The sequence below is a fragment of the Salipaludibacillus daqingensis genome, assembly GCF_029891575.1.
Lineage (GTDB): Bacteria > Bacillota > Bacilli > Bacillales > Salisediminibacteriaceae > Salipaludibacillus > Salipaludibacillus daqingensis.
Genome location: NZ_JARZHF010000001.1, coordinates 40,692 through 55,983, shown reverse-complemented (window position 1 = coordinate 55,983; position 15,292 = coordinate 40,692). Strand labels below are relative to the sequence as shown.

The window sequence follows — 15,292 nt, the reverse complement described above, 5'->3', positions numbered from 1 at the left end:
GAGTTGGCAAACACAGAAAGAAAAACTTCAAAGAGAACAAACTCTCGAAGTCAAACTTCTTCGGTATCAGCGAACAAACCAGCTCGAACCTCTCGGAAGAAAGCACCGAGTAGCCGCCCAAAAAAAACACTTAGTTCTCGTGCGGAAAGATTAAAAAATAGATCGAACGAAGATGTTTCAGCAAATAAGACAAAGGGCCAGAAAGACTCCTCCCCTGTAAAAGGAAAAAAGGAGAAAACGGAGCTGAGTAGTCCAAATTTTGTTGAAACAGATAAAGTAAAACAATTAGTTACGAGAATGACACCTTATCTAAAAGCAGGTTACCCATTGCATTTGACAGGTCCTACTGGAGTAGGAAAAACATCAATGGCACGACATCTTGCTGCTCAATTTGACCGCCCAGTAATGTTATTGCATGGGAATCATGAATTAGATAATGTGGATTTACTGGGAGGAATCTCAGGCTATACGAGCGATAAGCTGATTGATAATTTTGTCCGTCAAGTATATAAAAAGCAAGAAGAAGTAAAAGAAAAATGGAGTCCAGGTCGCCTTGTGGAAGCGGTGGAAAAGGGATACACCTTAATTTATGATGAGTTCTCACGATCTTCTCCAGAAACTAATAACTTGTTTTTATCAGTATTAGAAGAAGGTGTACTCCCCTTATATGGAACAAAACAAAAACAATCTTATATTCCGGTCCATAAAGACTTCAGAGTTATCTTTACCTCTAATCCTGAAGAATATGCTGGAGTTTTCGAAACGCAAGATGCACTTTTGGACCGAATGATTACGATTGAGATGCAACAAGATCGTGAAACAGAGAGATCCATCTTGCGAGAACGAGGAAATATTCTAGCGAAAGAAGCCGATCTCATATTAAAAAATGTAAGTAAAATTAGAAAAGCATGTGAAAACGAAGATAAACATGGTCCTAGTTTACGAGCCTCATTAATGATTGCAAAGATTTGTAAAAACTCTGAAATAGACATATCACAAAAAGATCCTCAGTTTATAAGGGTATGTAAAGATGTTTTGTCTTCTCATGTTATGAAATGTTTGGATGTAAAATCAATGGAGGAAACAGAAAACTGGTTAGAAAAAGAATTGGCTTAAAGATAATGATTTTATTTTCGAAGTTGTAAAAAGGAGAGTAGAAGGATGAGTAATCATTTAGGAATGTATTTATTTGGTGTCATAAAAGCTAACGCTGAATGCAAGCTAGATACTGTTATGTTAGCAGGCGAGAAAAGAAATGTTACTCTCGTTTCCTATCAAGATCAGGCGATGGTAGTTGCGGAAGCGCCAATTGACATTTATGAGCCGAACCGTGAGAACCTTAAAGCACATCAAGACACAGTGGCAGATCTGATGAAAAAAACGACAGTAATCCCGATGAGTTTTGGAAATGTTTTAGAGTCAAAAAAAGATGTAGAAGTATTTTTAAAACGATTATATAAAAAATTTGAAGAGATTTTTCCAAGAATAGAAAACAAAATTGAAGTTGGTTTAAAAATAGTCGGTGACAAGGATTGGATGACGGAACAAGCTAGTAATCAAAAAGATTTGGCAGAAATGAAACAATCTTTTAAAGGAAATAAAAACAAAGTGACACATTACGATAAAATCCGAGTAGGAGAAGCAGCTCAAAAATTTGTTCAATCCATTCACTATGAGTTTGAAAAAGAAGTTTTTCAACCGTTATCTAAAATTGCTGATGCGGCTAAAAGTAATGAGGTTATCGGGGAAAGAATGCTTCTCAATGCTTCGTTCCTTGTGGATGTTTCACAAGAAGAAATGTTTGATGAGAAAGTAAATGAATTTCACGAAAAATGGAAAGATAAAACGAATTTCAAATATACAGGTCCATGGCCAGCTTATAATTTTATTGATATAAAAATAAAAGCTGAGGACGCTTCATGATACAGAAATTGTTTACATGGCCAATCGATACAATCATTTTTGTCGGTGAAAAAGTAAAAGAAGAAGTAGATAAAGAGATGTATGATGTGGACCATATTCAACAAAAGCTCGTTCATTTGGAGATGATGTTAGAGATGGATGAGATATCTGAGAAGGTCTATGATCAACAACAACAAGAATTGATGATTAGATACCGAGTTGCGAAACAAATAGAGCAAAATGAGCTTAGAGAAGCCTTGGAAGATAATCATGAGTGACTATCTATTAAAACATATTTTGTAGCGTGAGGAGTGAAGGTGAATTGATCGAACTAGATAACGACCAACTAATTTATGTTTATGCTTTTATTACAGAAAAACAAGCATCAACTGACAATCTCGAGAAGATAACAGGAATTGATCCAAAAAATAATGTAGAATTTTTCACTTCAGAGGGCCTGACTGCTGTGATATGCAAGGTACAATCTGAAGATTTTGCTGAAGAAAATTTCAAGAAAAATGTAGAAGATATGAAATGGTTACAACAGCGGGCCTATCATCATCACGAATTAATGAATAGCCTTCATGATAAATTTACTATTTTACCTTTAAAGTTTGGAACGATTTTTGAGAACGATGAACGATTAACTAACATGATGAATGAGTACAATGATCAAATGAAACAGATATTAACTGACGTAGATGGTAAAGAAGAATGGAACCTTAAAATCTTTGCAGATCGTGAAATATTTTCTGAGAAAGTATTGGAAGATAATAATGAAATAGCTGAAAAGAAACAAGAGATTTCTCAATTATCAAAAGGGAAGCAGTTTTTTGCTCGTAAGAAACTCGATAAGTTTATTGAGGACCAGATACAAATGGAAGTTGAGAAAAAGTGCAAAGGAATTCATGACAAACTTGTTAAGTTGAGTCAGAATGCGGAAGTCAAGAAGAACTGGGAGCAAAAAGTCACAGGGCGTCAAGATGAAATGTCTTGGAACTGTGTGTATTTGGTCGAAACAGGCGATGAAGTAGATAAATTTAAAAAAGTGATAGAAGACTATCAACAACATTCAGATTCTGAAAAAGAAGGTTTATTCTTTGAAACGACAGGACCATGGCCAGCTTATCACTTTGCTAATTTTAAAAGTCATTCATCGACTGTTCTAGAAGGAGAATCTAACTAAAAAAGTAGCCAGGAGTGACTAACATGCAAACAGAAACGTTGGATAATAAAGATGTCTCTCTTCTCGATATTCTCGATGCAGTTCTTGATAAAGGAGTTGCATTGAGAGGAGATATAACCATTTCTATTGCTGATATCGATCTTGTTTATCTTGATTTGCGCATTTTGTTAACGTCAGTGGAGACTTTGATAGAGACAAGACAAAAACCGAGCGTATCTGAAATGGAACAGAAAATACATCAACAAGAAAGGGGATTTTAACGAAATGGAGTCGAAACAGGAAATAATCGTTGACAGTGATAATCAGCTACAAAAGCCGGATGGTCCTACTGGAAAAATTGCCCTTGACCCTGATAAAGCTCAAGAAGGATTAGCTCAGCTTGTCATGACAGTTATGGAACTTCTTCGACAACTTGTTGAACGGCAGGCAATGAGAAGAGTAGAAGGAGGAACGCTCTCCGAAGAGCAAGAAGAAGAATTAGGTGTTGCACTTATGAATCTTGAAGAAAAAATGGAAGAACTTAAAGAAGTATTTGGACTTGATGATGATGATTTAAATATTGACCTTGGACCATTAGGGAATTTGCTATAAAACAGAGGTTATACATTTATAAACGATAATTAAGTGGCAAGTAGAATAAGGAGGAATACCATGGATAATAACAACTCGATCAAACAGTCAACAGCATCAAACAGTCTTGTTGATGTGTTGGAAACGGTTCTTGATAAGGGAGTCGTCATTGCCGGTGATATTCAAGTAAATATTGCTGATGTAGAATTATTAACAATTAAAATACGGTTAATGGTTGCTTCTGTTGATAAAGCAAAAGAAATTGGTATGGATTGGTGGGAAACGGATCCACACTATTCTTCAAAGGGATTGAAAGTTAATGAAATACAAGAAGAGAATGAACAACTACAAGATCGAATCAAACAACTGGAAAAGCGTCTAGAAGAACCGGTTGAATCGAAAAAATGATGATCCATCGCACCGATAAACCTGCGAGAAAGATAGGTGATTTGGATGAAAAAGAAAGATTTATTTTCAGATTTTAAAAGACTATTAAAAGATTTAGAAAATCAAGATCACTCGACGGTAGTTCGAAGCGAAGAAGACAAAACGAAATCTGGTCTTTCTGTTAAGAAAGACACGATTATTCGAGGGAAAGTAGGAATAACGGATCAAAAAAAGAATAAATGATTCTTTAAAGAAAAACACAATTCTATAAGAGAATTGTGTTTTTGTCGTTTTAAGAAAAGGTTCCATTATCAATCTTTTGATAACAGGTGCAAAAACGTAAAAATGAAGTTAGATAATAGAACTTTTCAAATAGTTCACAAATAGGTCATCGTTTTGCAACGAACTGTTCACAAGTAGGACGGTCGCGTTGGGATTATCCATTATATACTAAGACTATAGAAAGATAGTTAGTGATCACCCACAATCACTGAGACAGAAAAGAACTTATCATTCATTTATAAAATGGTGATTACCAACTACCTTCAAAAACAAGAAAAATTAGGAGGAATGAATCATGTTTATGGATTTCTTACGAAACAACAAAATTGCAGCGGGAGTATTAACGTTTTTACGGGTATATCTTGGATATCAATGGTTAACAGCAGGTTGGGATAAAGCGTTTGGAGCAGAGCCATTTGATGCAAGCGGTTATTTAAATGGAGCGATCAACAACGAAGCAGTGATAGAACAATATCCAACCTATCATGCGTTTCTAGAAAATTTCGCTTTACCAAATGCAAATCTCTTTAGCTTTATGGTTGCCTGGGGAGAAGTGCTTGTTGGACTAGGGTTAATCTTAGGTGTATTAACAACAGCAGCTGCCTTCTTCGGTATTACAATGAACTTTGCATTTATGTTTGCAGGAACGGTTTCTTCAAACCCTTGGATGGTATTGTTAACGATCTTTATTCTTGCAGCAGGTTACAATGCTGGAAAATTCGGTGGTGACCGATGGGTGATTCCATATATTCGTACTGTCATCTTTAAAGATAAGTTTACACCGAACACAGATAAGCGCGTAGCATAAAATGAAATAATCAAGCTAAACCTCTCGTTATGCGGGAGGTTTTTTTTGCATTTAAACATTAAATAGCGATGAAGAGTGAGGATTTGAAGGTGGTGAAGATTTTCACACCAGTGTGAATAATATTTTGAAAGGTGTTCGCTATATGGAAAAAGGGAATGGGATAGAAATCTTCTACGTAAGAGGATAATAAAGGAGGATGCGCTATGACAAAAGGAACTATCGAAATCAGCAATCTCGTGAAAAAATTCAAGGATGATTTCATAGCAGTTGATGGGATATCTCTTCACGTAAATCGTGGACAATGTTATGCGTTTCTCGGGCCGAATGGAGCAGGAAAAACAACGGCGATCAAGATTTTAACGACGTTAAGTGAACCAACGTCAGGATTAGTAAAGGTCAGTGGATTTGATGTAAAAAAAGAACCAGAGAAAGTTCGATGGGAAATCGGCGTTGTGTTGCAAGACACTGGCTTAGATCAAGATCTGACTGGAAGAGAAATTCTTGAACTTCAAGCTAGGTTATTTCATATGACTCGAAAACAAGCGAAAGAAAGAACGTCAAAACTTTTAGAAATGGTTGGACTGACGAAAGATGCGAATCGACAAATTAAGAAATTTTCTGGGGGAATGCGTCGTCGTTTGGATTTGGCTGCTACCCTTGTTCACGAACCGACAATTTTATTTTTGGATGAACCAACGACAGGACTTGATCCATTGAATCGTAAAGCGATATGGAATGAAATTCGTCGATTAAACCGTGAAGAAGGAGTTACGGTATTTTTGACAACACAGTATTTAGAAGAAGCCGATGAATTAGCTGACTATATTAGTATTATTAATCGTGGCAAACTCGTTGCATCAGGAACAGCAGATGAGCTCAAGGACTCGATCGGGGCAGACTTGATTACGTTCGAATTTGCTGACGATCAGATTGCAGGATCAGCAGCACGAATGTTGAAAAATTCAGGAGGGATTGAGCATCAAGGTTCTCGAGTCACATTAACGATTCAAGAAGCGACGAAACGATTACCGATGCTGATGGAAAAATTAACAAGAGCGGGTATCCAAATTAATGAATTAGACATCTCCTCACCAACGCTTGATGATGTGTTTATTCGTGTAACGGGTGAAAAAGAGGAGGGAGCGTAATGGGGATGCAGTCATTGGTAATTCATACGTGGATTTTAACGAAACGAAGTTTGATTGTGCTTATTCGAAACCCATTTACGTTCATTCCAAACTTGTTTATAAGTTTATTTTTCTTATTAGTCTATACAGGTGGACTAAGTGGTATTTCACAGTTACCTGAGTTTGATGGAGCTGATTATTTAGCATTTATTTTGCCAGTTTCTATTGTATCTGCAGCTGTTGGAGGGGCAGGCGGAGCGGGACAATCCCTTGTTCGAGACTTGGAATCAGGCTATTTCGCTCGACTATTGCAAACGCCAGTAACGAGATTAGCAATCGTTTTAGGTCCAACGATTGCCGGAATGCTACAGTTGTTGATGCAAACGATTATTATATTGACAGTAGCATTTTTTTTAGGTTTAAATGTAGCGGCAGGTTTTGGTGGCGTTCTCGTTGTCATCCTTTTAGCGATCGGTTGGGGGCTTGCTTTTGCGGGCTATTCTGTTGCACTTGCGTTGAAAACAAAAAACGCACAAGCAGCGCAAGCGGGTACACTAATCTTCTTTCCACTAATCTTTCTTAGTACAACATTTGTTCCACTTGAACTCATTGAAGCGTCTTGGCTACGGATTGCAGCAACGATAAATCCAACGACATATTTATTTGAAAGCATGCGAGCTGTATTGATTGATGGCTGGGTGATGGGACCGATCTTGTCAGGAATTGCAGTGATTACTGCCGTATGTATTGTGACGGTTTCTTTATCCGTTCGCAGTGCAAAACGAGCATTTCAGCGAGAGTAGTGTTAGGTGTTGGAACGTGGCAGAATGTTATTCAAAAAAAGTGGATAAAGAGTTATCAATTAAACTTAATCACCTGACGTTCCTAATAGGAATGTTGGGTGTTTTTAATTGAATGACAGATTTTAAGTTTCGATTATTTAAGCAGAATAAATGGGAATATGTGTTAATATTGTACATAGTTTCGCTGCTTTGATATTAACCAAAGATAAATTAATGGAGATGATAATAATGATTTCGTTAGAAACGGATAGATTACTTTTAAGGCCTTTACATGGAAGTGATGCAAATAGGATAGAAGAACTGGCGAGCAAATATGATGTTGCGAAAACAACTCTAAATATTCCTCATCCTTATCCTCCAGGATCAGCAAAAAATTTCATCCAGCGAGTTAATATCTCACAGGAGAATGGTGAACTTGTGATTTTTGCAATCATTGAAAAAAGTAGTCAGCACTTAATAGGCCTGATCAATATAAAAATAAACGCTACTCACAAACGAGGTGAATTAGGCTACTGGATTGGCGCATCTTATTGGGGACAGGGATATTGCACAGAAGCGGCACGTGAACTCCTTCGATACTGTTTCAAAGAGCTTGATTTGAACAAAGTTTTAGCGAACGCCTTTAAGAATAATCCTGGTTCTTGGAGAGTGATGGAGAAAATCGGTCTAATATATGAAGGCACATTAAAACAACACGTGTATCGTTTCGATCAGTTCTATGATTTAATGATGTATGGTTTGATAAAAGACGAGTATGAGTGATGAAAGAAGACATCACAACGCTCATTTATCATTTTCTTCAGTGCTTGCCACGTCAGTGATTGATAATAGTAAGAAGAAAGGTTTGACAAAGAGGAGGCATTATTATGTTTAAAGCGATTGACCATGTTCAACTTGCAGCACCTAAGGGATCAGAAGACCAAGCGAGAGAGTTTTTTGGAGGGATATTACAGTTTCAAGAATTAGTCAAACCTGATGTATTAAAAAAACGAGGTGGAGTGTGGTTTAATTATGGAAATGTTGACATCCATATAGGAATAGAAGAGCCATTTTCACCAGCTCAAAAAGCCCACCCGGCTTTTGAAGTTGAGAATATTGAAAAATTAAAACAACGATTTAAACGATTTGGAACGAGCTTTACGGAAGACAACAATCTACCTGGAGCAAATAGAATATACGTCAATGATCCATTCGGAAACCGTCTCGAGATGCTCGAATGGAATAAATAGAAGAATATTTCAAACGAATAGAGAGATAAACATGATCAATTTTCATGATCCGAAAAATTAGATGTGCACGTAATTCATGGGGAAAAATAATTGCAACGATGTCTAAAAAACAAAATGGCTCATACGATGTGATAAGGCCTACGGAAGAAAAGGTGTGAAATTATTTAGCAATATGAAAGCTTGAGGAGCTATTTCTCAGGCTTTCTCACTTTTAAATCAATATAAAGAAGAAGGTGAAAAATTGAAAATAGTTAGTCGTATCCCGGACTGGAATGAACAAAAGCATACAGATTTACTAAATAACGATTGGAAGCCTTTAAAAGAACCGGAAAGTCTTTTCATTGCTATCTGTTTATCGCTTCCATTAATGGTTATTAATGTTTTTCTTGCCATTGGTCTCATGATGACATACACTTCTTTAACTTTAGTAGAATTAGGAGTAAATGCAAACGGAGTAGTCTTTTCAATTCATTTTGGTTTAATAATTGGACTTATTTTATTTATTATTATACACGAATTCATTCACCTCGTTTTTATTCCTAATTTCAGTAAATCCTCAAGTACTTTAATTGGATTAACTTTATTTGGAGGGTTTGTTTACACCGAAGAACTGATTGGGAAAACGAAATTCCTTATTATTTCACTCGCACCTTTTATCATCCTCTCTATTGTGTTACCTTTTATTCTTCATATATTTGGCCTTCTGACAACATTTATGAAGGTATTAATTCTTGTAAATGCTGCCGCTTCCTCCGTAGATGTATTGAATGTGTTTTTAATAAAACAAGTTCCGACAAATGCCGTTTTAACGAGTAATGGGAATAAAACGTATTGGAAAAAAGTTGCCTAGGTTTGTTTAGAAGATATTGTTGTTTGTTTTTTTAACAGGTAAGATAAGCGTAAGGAAGAGAACAGGAGGGGAAAGGATGTCAAAAGGACTTTTGCATCATGTTGAGCTGTATGTCTCGAATTTAGAAAAATCAGTATCTTTTTGGGGATGGTTTCTCGAAGAACTCGGTTATGAACAGCATCAAGTTTGGGGGGAGGGACAAAGTTGGAAGTTAGAAGATACATATATTGTTTTTGTGCAAACAGAAGACAAACATCTATATCCCCCTTATCATAGATGCCGGATAGGCCTCAATCATTTAGCTTTTCATGCTCTATCAAGAAAACATGTGGACGATGTCACTGACCAATTAAGAAAACGTCACGTTACCATACTCTATAAGGACAAGCATCCCTACGCTGGAGGAGAAAATTATTATGCTGTTTACTTCGAAGATCCTGATCGAATAAAAGTTGAGTTAGTCTCCCCTTTTTAAGTGTTTGATACTATTAAAAGGCTATTCTTCGTAAAAAAAGTCAGAGAAGAGGAATTCACTATGTATCAGTTAAAAACAAAAGAAACAGAAGACAGTGTTATAGCTTTTATAGAAAAAGTGGCCAGTGATAAAAAAAGAGAAGATGCATATAAACTTTTAGATATTTTCACTGAAACGACAGGGTATAAGGCGAAGATGTGGGGAGAAAGTATTATCGGTTTTGGATCATATCATTACAAATATGCTACTGGACATGAAGGTGATGCTCCCCTTGTAGGCTTTTCTCCAAGAAAAGCGAAAATTAGTTTGTACTTTGCAACTGGAGATGAAAAAAGAGGAGCACTATTAAAAGAATTTGGAAAACATACAACTGGAAAAGCGTGTGTGTATATTAATAAAGTTGCTGACATCAATGAAGAGGTGTTGAAAGCATTAATAAAGCAATCTGTGGAATTTTTGAGAGAGACTTATCCAGAATAACTTGCTTTAAAGGTGATTCCTATCTAAAAAATATCGAATACAATTCACTTATGTTTATTTTCTGTAACCTAACAATATGATGATTATGACAGTAATAAGCCTTAACCTTTAAAGAAACCTCAACTAAACTTACCCTTATATTTTATGAAGCGTTGCCGTTAAATACTGAATGATTGAGGAGTGTTGTTTGTATGCGTTATTGTCCACAATGCCATTCGGAATACGTGGATAAGAAAAATACATGTGCTGATTGTCATGGTGAATTGGTTGACATCCTTCATGATGTAGATGAAGATAAACCGTATCTAGAGTATGTGGAAATGACATATTTAACAACAGCGTCAAGTGAGATGAACGCAAATATGCTTACAAGTTTACTAGAATCTTTTGATATAAACACGATGAGAAAATATAGAGAAGCAGGTGGTTATTTAACGGTGTTTATGGGAGATACTAGTTTTGGAACGGATATATTTGTTGATCAAACAAAAATAAATGAAGCTGTTGATGTTATTAAACCAATTGAAAATGCGATATTACAAGGAGATGAACAGGTTCTGTTAGAGAATGCGAAGCCAAAATGGAAACACAAGTTGTTTATCATTTTTTGTCTTATTCTTTATTTGTTTTAAATTCACAATTGGAATGAAAATACATAAGTATAATTCAATCACACTTAGTAAAGTAACAAGGAAGAGGAGTTAATATGTTGAATTTATTTGTTATAGGAACAGGAATTATTATTTTTTTTATTGTATTAAATCTTATTGTTATTAAGATAGCTGGAGAATATCGAAAAGGTCGAGTAATTGCTGGAATCATTGTTCTTCTTATATCACCGGTCATCTTTTATAGTAGCCTTTTCATAGGAGCACAATTTGATGATGGTGGATTTGGAACTGGAATAATAACATTGTTTTTCACAACGTTAGTCGTATTAAATGGATCGATTATTCTATTTGTAGGTTTGTTTACAAAACCGACTCAAACGATAATAAATAAGAGATAACTAGTTATTTTATAACATACTTTTCCTTTCAGACTGTGCTCAATAGTGACGAGTACAGTCTTTTTTCTCGATCTACTAATTGAAAACAAGCCTAAGTTTATTTTTTTTTAGAAAATATGTTGACGAACAAAACTTATCTGTTATATAATACATTTATAAAATAAAATCTGTTTTAAAACAGTTTAAAAAGGAGATGGATCGTATGAATCGTCAAGAACGAGAAAACATGATTAAGTTTCTATCTAACGTAAGGGAAATGTCTTTTGAGAAATTAATGGTTTTGACGGATGCAGACCTTGATTACTTGTACACACGTGCTTATAACACTCACGAAGCATACGAAGAAGTCATCTAAACATGGCTTTGATCTATTTCCTTTCTAACAATACGAACACTTGATCGGAATTATTTCGCCTTCATGAAAAGAAAAACGCCCTCGAGGGCGTTTTTCTATGTGAATTAACTTATTTTCTTGCAGCATTTCGCTGGTCAATCGCCATCTGATCATAAGGATATGTTGTGTAAAGGTCGCTAGCTTTATTGAGCCTTTCCATGTGATCTTCTGTCAGAGCCCAACCGCTGGCTTCGAGATTGGACTGTAACTGTTCTAATGTCCTTGCACCAACAATTGGAGCTGTGACACCTGGGCGCTGAAGAAGCCAGTTAATCGCAACTTGAGCTGGTGTTTTATCGGTTTCGTTAGAAACAGCGTGGAGTTCGTCTAACACACGCCACGTGTATTCATGGTTGTAATTGCTCCATGACTCACCCCAACCTTCCTTTTCAGCCTTGGAAATACGTGATTCTGTTGGTGGTTCTGTCATCCCACGTCTGAATTTTCCACTTAACCATCCTCCACGGAGAGGACTCCAAGGAATGACGCCAACCCCTTCATTGATACAGACATCGAGCAATTCCCATTCCGTTGCACGGTTGAGTAAATTATATTGAGGTTGTAAACAAATGAACTTTTCCCACCCGTGTTGAGCGCTTAAATCGATCGCTTTTTGAAGTTGCCATCCAGTGAAGTTACTTGCCCCTATGTAGCGAACTTTTCCAGAACGGACAAGATCATTTAATGTACTTAATGTTTCCTCAAGCGGCGTAAGTGGATCCCAAGCATGAACTTGATAAAGATCAATGTAATCTGTACCTAAACGTTTCAAGCTTGCATCGATACCATCTAGAATATGTTTTCGACTCAAACCAACATCGTTAGCTCCTTCTCCCATTGGGAAGCGGACTTTTGTCGCTAAGATAAAGTCTTCTCTTCGTTGATGTTTAAGCCATGCGTGAACAACTTCCTCCGATTTTCCGCGAGTATACACATCTGCCGTATCAATGAAGTTGCCCCCATTTTCTTTATAATGATCTAAAATGTGATGACTATCAGCTTCTGATGTTTCTCGTCCGAAAGTCATTGTACCTAAACATAAATCGCTGACCAATAATCCACTTTTTCCGAGTTGACGATATTCCATGATAACTCCTCCTCGTATTGTAAAGATGAGAACGCTTCCAATTTAAGTATAAGATACTATTCGATATTGTGAAAGAAGGCACTTAAAGTTTACTAACTTACTTTTTAATAGTAAAGAGATTGGATTTTATCCAAAATGAAATTAAAAACGAGTCAGATGTATTGATTCTGACTCATTTTTCTATACCATTTAGATATCATCAGCTGTTCGAAAAACTAAGAAGGGGAGAGGAGATAGCGATGTTGAACATAAATATATAAACGAAATTTCAAAAGTCCACTTGGTACTCTCTATAAATAAACGTTGGTGAAAATAGGGCTATCTACATGTACAAACTCGCTAGAAAAATCCCGAGGTTTTCCTCGTAAATCTCATCGAATTGTTCAATTGGTAGAGGATTGACTCCTATACCTAATTCAATCGTATAACCTGGTCTTTGATATTCTTGTATAAACCAATCTTTGTATCCCGCATAACTTTCAACATATTGTATAGGAATATAACCGCTCAAACGAGCAAATTCCTCGACAATAATCCTTGCCGCTGGGGGTTCTAAACCTTGAAAGCCCCAATAGATGACTTTTCCTTGGGTATGGTAAGCAAGAACGCGATCAAAGGCTGACTCTCTCGTTAGATTCGCCATGGCAATCGCTTCAGGTTCCGTTAAAGGAGCTTCTCCCGGAAAGTCACGAGGACCTGGTTGATCAGGTTTTACTTCCGTTTCTTCTTCCCACAATGCAGGAAATTGATTGTTTAAATCAACGCCACGAATATTTGCTTTCCAACCAGAAAAATCGAGATTTCCTTCATTTAACGTGAGAACATTGCTTCGATATGGTTCCTCATCAGGAGCCCCCTCAATGACAAGGTCAACGCCATCAGGATTAACCATTGGTACAATAGATAAATGAACTGTCTCATAAAAAGGGAACATCTCAAGTCCACGAATGTCACTCATATTTGTTAATGCCAATAAATAGTCATTCAATGTTTGCATTAAAATTGGTGTTGTAATCCATTCGTGGGCATGAAAAGATCCGTTCAAATGGACTCTTTTATCACCATGACCAATTTGAAGTTCGATCAAATCTTTTCCCATCACAGATTGACCAATTAAGCGAGATCGTACAAAAGGATAAATTTCAAACAGTTGTTGAAGTTCATTCACCATCGTCGTATACGTATAATTTCTTTTCCCGCGAACAACGGGACTCATTACTTTAAATGGAATATTTATCCTCTGGTCAACTTGTAGCCCGAGTGGTTGAATATCTGGATTTAATAAAAAAAGTTTATCAAGGTGAATGCCTAATTGGGTAGCAATATTCCATAATGAGTCGCCAGGTTTTATCGTATAGAAATTAATATAATATCCAGGAATATTGATCCGTTGCCCAATTTGCAGAGCCATTGGATTAACAGTAGGATTTGAATCAGTAATCAATCGTAATGGCATATTGAACAGTTGACTATAATACCAAAAGGTATCACCTTGCCTCACTCTGATTTGCATAGATATAAACCCCTTTATACGTTAATTCATTCCTGTTACAGAAAAGCACCAAACGAAATAATGGTACATTTAAAGCATTGTGTTACATTATATGAAGAAAAATGAAGATTAGTATTACAATTCTTTTTCTAGAATGAGAATGGATGAAAGTATATGAAAGTCATAGAAAAAAGCCTGAAGCAATGTGCCCCAGGCTTATCCATTTCTATTGTTTTAGGTATGCGATCCCATCAGGGTGAATACCGACATCGATTCGCTGCTCTTCTTTTAAAGTGTTCATATTAATGAGCGAAACGTCATTTGTTTTATTATTAGCCACGTATGCATAAGTACCAGCTTCATTAAATACGATACCACCAGCCCATACTCCCACAGGTAATCTTTTGATTTCCCAAGGGCGAACTTGACCGTTAATATTCTGCTCTGTTTCAATAACAGAAACATCACCAGATTGACGGTTTGCAATAAGTGCGTACTTTCCATTAGGAGAAAAGACAAGCCGAACTGGAGTACCTCCTACACGACGTTTATGTAAAACTTCCAATGTTTTCGTGTCGATAACAAATAATGTGTCATCATCTTGATTTGCAACATAAATATGTTCTCCATTAGGATGAACAGCGACACCTTCTGGACCAGGACCAACAGGAAAGTGGTTAACAATTTCTTCTGTTTCTACATCCATTACAGTAATATTATTACTACCGATATTTGGAATGTAAACGATTTTTCCGTCAGGAGAAAATGATATCATGTGAGAATATTTTTGGGAAGTTGGGATCACTTTTTCAATTTCATCCGTTTTTGTATTAATAATAAATACTTTTTCACTATAGGTAGAAGCTAAATATAATTTATCTCCGTCTTTCGTTAAACCAACGCCATGAGGGAAACTGAAGTCTGGATGTTTGATGCGATTCGTAATTTGAAATGTATCATTATCCATAACGTCAACAACATTACCTAGTGAACAAGCAATATAAGATTTTTTACCATCTGGTGTAACGACAATTTCGTGAGGGTTGTGGTCGGTCGCAATTGTTTTCTCGACTGCTTTTGCTTCCAGATTAACGATGGAAACCGTATCTTCATCTTTATTTAAAACAATTAATTTTTCCGTCGTCATATAAATATTCCTCCTATTAAAATTGATAGGGTCATTTTACCATAGTTATTTCGAGAACTGAAAT

General features: G+C 36.2%; 22 protein-coding genes. 19 read left to right on the top strand and 3 right to left on the bottom strand.

Annotated features, from left to right (window positions below):
* The first annotated feature begins 3 nt into the window (after positions 1–3).
* The 19 genes from gvpN to QDN89_RS00210 all read left to right on the top strand — a co-directional run bounded on the left by gvpN (position 4) and on the right by QDN89_RS00210 (position 11,463).
* A complete protein-coding gene (gene gvpN / locus QDN89_RS00300; protein ID WP_280768081.1) occupies positions 4–1,116 on the top strand; it encodes a gas vesicle protein GvpN in 1,113 nt (370 codons plus the stop codon).
* 45 nt (positions 1,117–1,161) lie between these two features.
* Positions 1,162–1,923 carry a GvpL/GvpF family gas vesicle protein gene (locus QDN89_RS00295; protein WP_280768080.1) on the top strand — a complete coding sequence of 254 codons (762 nt, stop codon included), beginning with the start codon at positions 1,162–1,164 and terminating at the stop codon, positions 1,921–1,923.
* Positions 1,920–2,180: a gas vesicle protein GvpG gene (locus tag QDN89_RS00290; protein WP_280768079.1), complete on the top strand. Its 261-nt coding sequence runs from the start codon at positions 1,920–1,922 to the stop codon at positions 2,178–2,180. Before QDN89_RS00295 ends, QDN89_RS00290 begins: the two co-directional genes overlap by 4 nt.
* A 44-nt stretch (positions 2,181–2,224) precedes the next feature.
* Positions 2,225–3,088 (top strand): GvpL/GvpF family gas vesicle protein, encoded by an 864-nt coding sequence (locus QDN89_RS00285; RefSeq protein WP_280768078.1) that lies wholly within the window; start codon positions 2,225–2,227, stop codon positions 3,086–3,088.
* A gap of 23 nt (positions 3,089–3,111) precedes the next feature.
* A complete protein-coding gene (locus tag QDN89_RS00280; RefSeq protein ID WP_280768077.1) occupies positions 3,112–3,348 on the top strand; it encodes a gas vesicle protein in 237 nt (78 codons plus the stop codon).
* Between the two features lie 4 nt (positions 3,349–3,352).
* Positions 3,353–3,679 (top strand): gas vesicle protein K, encoded by a 327-nt coding sequence (locus tag QDN89_RS00275; protein WP_280768076.1) that lies wholly within the window; start codon positions 3,353–3,355, stop codon positions 3,677–3,679.
* Between the two features lie 60 nt (positions 3,680–3,739).
* Complete coding sequence (gvpJ, locus tag QDN89_RS00270; protein WP_280768075.1) at positions 3,740–4,066, top strand: gas vesicle protein GvpJ; 327 nt, start codon at positions 3,740–3,742, stop codon at positions 4,064–4,066.
* Between the two features lie 45 nt (positions 4,067–4,111).
* Positions 4,112–4,288 carry a hypothetical protein gene (locus QDN89_RS00265; RefSeq protein ID WP_280768074.1) on the top strand — a complete coding sequence of 59 codons (177 nt, stop codon included), beginning with the start codon at positions 4,112–4,114 and terminating at the stop codon, positions 4,286–4,288.
* 334 nt (positions 4,289–4,622) lie between these two features.
* Positions 4,623–5,135 (top strand): DoxX family protein, encoded by a 513-nt coding sequence (locus tag QDN89_RS00260; protein WP_280768073.1) that lies wholly within the window; start codon positions 4,623–4,625, stop codon positions 5,133–5,135.
* Positions 5,136–5,338: 203 nt separating this feature from the next.
* Positions 5,339–6,283 (top strand): ATP-binding cassette domain-containing protein, encoded by a 945-nt coding sequence (locus QDN89_RS00255; RefSeq protein ID WP_280768072.1) that lies wholly within the window; start codon positions 5,339–5,341, stop codon positions 6,281–6,283.
* Complete coding sequence (locus QDN89_RS00250; protein ID WP_280768071.1) at positions 6,283–7,065, top strand: ABC transporter permease; 783 nt, start codon at positions 6,283–6,285, stop codon at positions 7,063–7,065. Before QDN89_RS00255 ends, QDN89_RS00250 begins: the two co-directional genes overlap by 1 nt.
* A gap of 228 nt (positions 7,066–7,293) precedes the next feature.
* A complete protein-coding gene (locus QDN89_RS00245; protein ID WP_280768070.1) occupies positions 7,294–7,827 on the top strand; it encodes a GNAT family N-acetyltransferase in 534 nt (177 codons plus the stop codon).
* Between the two features lie 104 nt (positions 7,828–7,931).
* Entirely contained in the window at positions 7,932–8,294 is a 363-nt protein-coding gene (locus QDN89_RS00240) for a VOC family protein (RefSeq protein WP_280768069.1), read from the top strand.
* 241 nt (positions 8,295–8,535) lie between these two features.
* Positions 8,536–9,144 carry a DUF3267 domain-containing protein gene (locus tag QDN89_RS00235; protein ID WP_280768068.1) on the top strand — a complete coding sequence of 203 codons (609 nt, stop codon included), beginning with the start codon at positions 8,536–8,538 and terminating at the stop codon, positions 9,142–9,144.
* A 76-nt stretch (positions 9,145–9,220) separates the two neighbouring features.
* Positions 9,221–9,619 (top strand): VOC family protein, encoded by a 399-nt coding sequence (locus tag QDN89_RS00230; RefSeq protein WP_280768067.1) that lies wholly within the window; start codon positions 9,221–9,223, stop codon positions 9,617–9,619.
* A 60-nt stretch (positions 9,620–9,679) separates the two neighbouring features.
* Positions 9,680–10,099 carry a DUF1801 domain-containing protein gene (locus QDN89_RS00225; RefSeq protein WP_280768066.1) on the top strand — a complete coding sequence of 140 codons (420 nt, stop codon included), beginning with the start codon at positions 9,680–9,682 and terminating at the stop codon, positions 10,097–10,099.
* Between the two features lie 191 nt (positions 10,100–10,290).
* The gene (locus tag QDN89_RS00220) at positions 10,291–10,731 is read left to right on the top strand and encodes a hypothetical protein (protein ID WP_280768065.1); all 441 of its coding nucleotides are present in this window, start codon (positions 10,291–10,293) and stop codon (positions 10,729–10,731) included.
* A gap of 74 nt (positions 10,732–10,805) precedes the next feature.
* Positions 10,806–11,108, top strand: coding sequence for a hypothetical protein (locus tag QDN89_RS00215; protein WP_280768064.1), 303 nt, complete (start codon positions 10,806–10,808; stop codon positions 11,106–11,108).
* Between the two features lie 202 nt (positions 11,109–11,310).
* A complete protein-coding gene (locus QDN89_RS00210; RefSeq protein ID WP_280768063.1) occupies positions 11,311–11,463 on the top strand; it encodes a BH0509 family protein in 153 nt (50 codons plus the stop codon).
* A 109-nt stretch (positions 11,464–11,572) separates the two neighbouring features.
* Here the strand turns inward: QDN89_RS00210 and QDN89_RS00205 are convergent, their stop codons facing one another.
* From QDN89_RS00205 to QDN89_RS00195, 3 genes are all read right to left on the bottom strand, one after another.
* The gene (locus tag QDN89_RS00205; protein WP_280768062.1) at positions 11,573–12,589 is read right to left on the bottom strand and encodes an aldo/keto reductase; all 1,017 of its coding nucleotides are present in this window, start codon (positions 12,587–12,589) and stop codon (positions 11,573–11,575) included.
* A gap of 322 nt (positions 12,590–12,911) precedes the next feature.
* Positions 12,912–14,102, bottom strand: a complete 1,191-nt coding sequence (locus tag QDN89_RS00200; RefSeq protein WP_280768061.1) for a M14 family metallopeptidase — start codon at positions 14,100–14,102, stop codon at positions 12,912–12,914.
* 205 nt (positions 14,103–14,307) lie between these two features.
* The gene (locus QDN89_RS00195) at positions 14,308–15,228 is read right to left on the bottom strand and encodes a YncE family protein (RefSeq protein WP_280768060.1); all 921 of its coding nucleotides are present in this window, start codon (positions 15,226–15,228) and stop codon (positions 14,308–14,310) included.
* Between the last annotated feature and the right edge of the window lie 64 nt (positions 15,229–15,292).

Excerpts from the sequence above, each read along its gene's own strand:
- QDN89_RS00260 (WP_280768073.1), top strand. The coding sequence starts at position 4,623 with ATGTTTATGGATTTCTTACGAAACAACAAAATTGCAGCGGGAGTATTA.
- QDN89_RS00215 (WP_280768064.1), top strand. The coding sequence starts at position 10,806 with ATGTTGAATTTATTTGTTATAGGAACAGGAATTATTATTTTTTTTATT.
- QDN89_RS00200 (WP_280768061.1), bottom strand. The coding sequence starts at position 14,102 with ATGCAAATCAGAGTGAGGCAAGGTGATACCTTTTGGTATTATAGTCAA.
- QDN89_RS00295 (WP_280768080.1), top strand. The coding sequence starts at position 1,162 with ATGAGTAATCATTTAGGAATGTATTTATTTGGTGTCATAAAAGCTAAC.
- QDN89_RS00275 (WP_280768076.1), top strand. The coding sequence starts at position 3,353 with ATGGAGTCGAAACAGGAAATAATCGTTGACAGTGATAATCAGCTACAA.
- QDN89_RS00205 (WP_280768062.1), bottom strand. The coding sequence starts at position 12,589 with ATGGAATATCGTCAACTCGGAAAAAGTGGATTATTGGTCAGCGATTTA.
- QDN89_RS00250 (WP_280768071.1), top strand. The coding sequence starts at position 6,283 with ATGGGGATGCAGTCATTGGTAATTCATACGTGGATTTTAACGAAACGA.
- QDN89_RS00245 (WP_280768070.1), top strand. The coding sequence starts at position 7,294 with ATGATTTCGTTAGAAACGGATAGATTACTTTTAAGGCCTTTACATGGA.
- QDN89_RS00265 (WP_280768074.1), top strand. The coding sequence starts at position 4,112 with ATGAAAAAGAAAGATTTATTTTCAGATTTTAAAAGACTATTAAAAGAT.
- QDN89_RS00195 (WP_280768060.1), bottom strand. The coding sequence starts at position 15,228 with ATGACGACGGAAAAATTAATTGTTTTAAATAAAGATGAAGATACGGTT.
- QDN89_RS00240 (WP_280768069.1), top strand. The coding sequence starts at position 7,932 with ATGTTTAAAGCGATTGACCATGTTCAACTTGCAGCACCTAAGGGATCA.
- QDN89_RS00225 (WP_280768066.1), top strand. The coding sequence starts at position 9,680 with ATGTATCAGTTAAAAACAAAAGAAACAGAAGACAGTGTTATAGCTTTT.
- QDN89_RS00255 (WP_280768072.1), top strand. The coding sequence starts at position 5,339 with ATGACAAAAGGAACTATCGAAATCAGCAATCTCGTGAAAAAATTCAAG.
- gvpJ (WP_280768075.1), top strand. The coding sequence starts at position 3,740 with ATGGATAATAACAACTCGATCAAACAGTCAACAGCATCAAACAGTCTT.
- QDN89_RS00220 (WP_280768065.1), top strand. The coding sequence starts at position 10,291 with ATGCGTTATTGTCCACAATGCCATTCGGAATACGTGGATAAGAAAAAT.
- QDN89_RS00210 (WP_280768063.1), top strand. The coding sequence starts at position 11,311 with ATGAATCGTCAAGAACGAGAAAACATGATTAAGTTTCTATCTAACGTA.
- QDN89_RS00280 (WP_280768077.1), top strand. The coding sequence starts at position 3,112 with ATGCAAACAGAAACGTTGGATAATAAAGATGTCTCTCTTCTCGATATT.
- QDN89_RS00290 (WP_280768079.1), top strand. The coding sequence starts at position 1,920 with ATGATACAGAAATTGTTTACATGGCCAATCGATACAATCATTTTTGTC.
- QDN89_RS00230 (WP_280768067.1), top strand. The coding sequence starts at position 9,221 with ATGTCAAAAGGACTTTTGCATCATGTTGAGCTGTATGTCTCGAATTTA.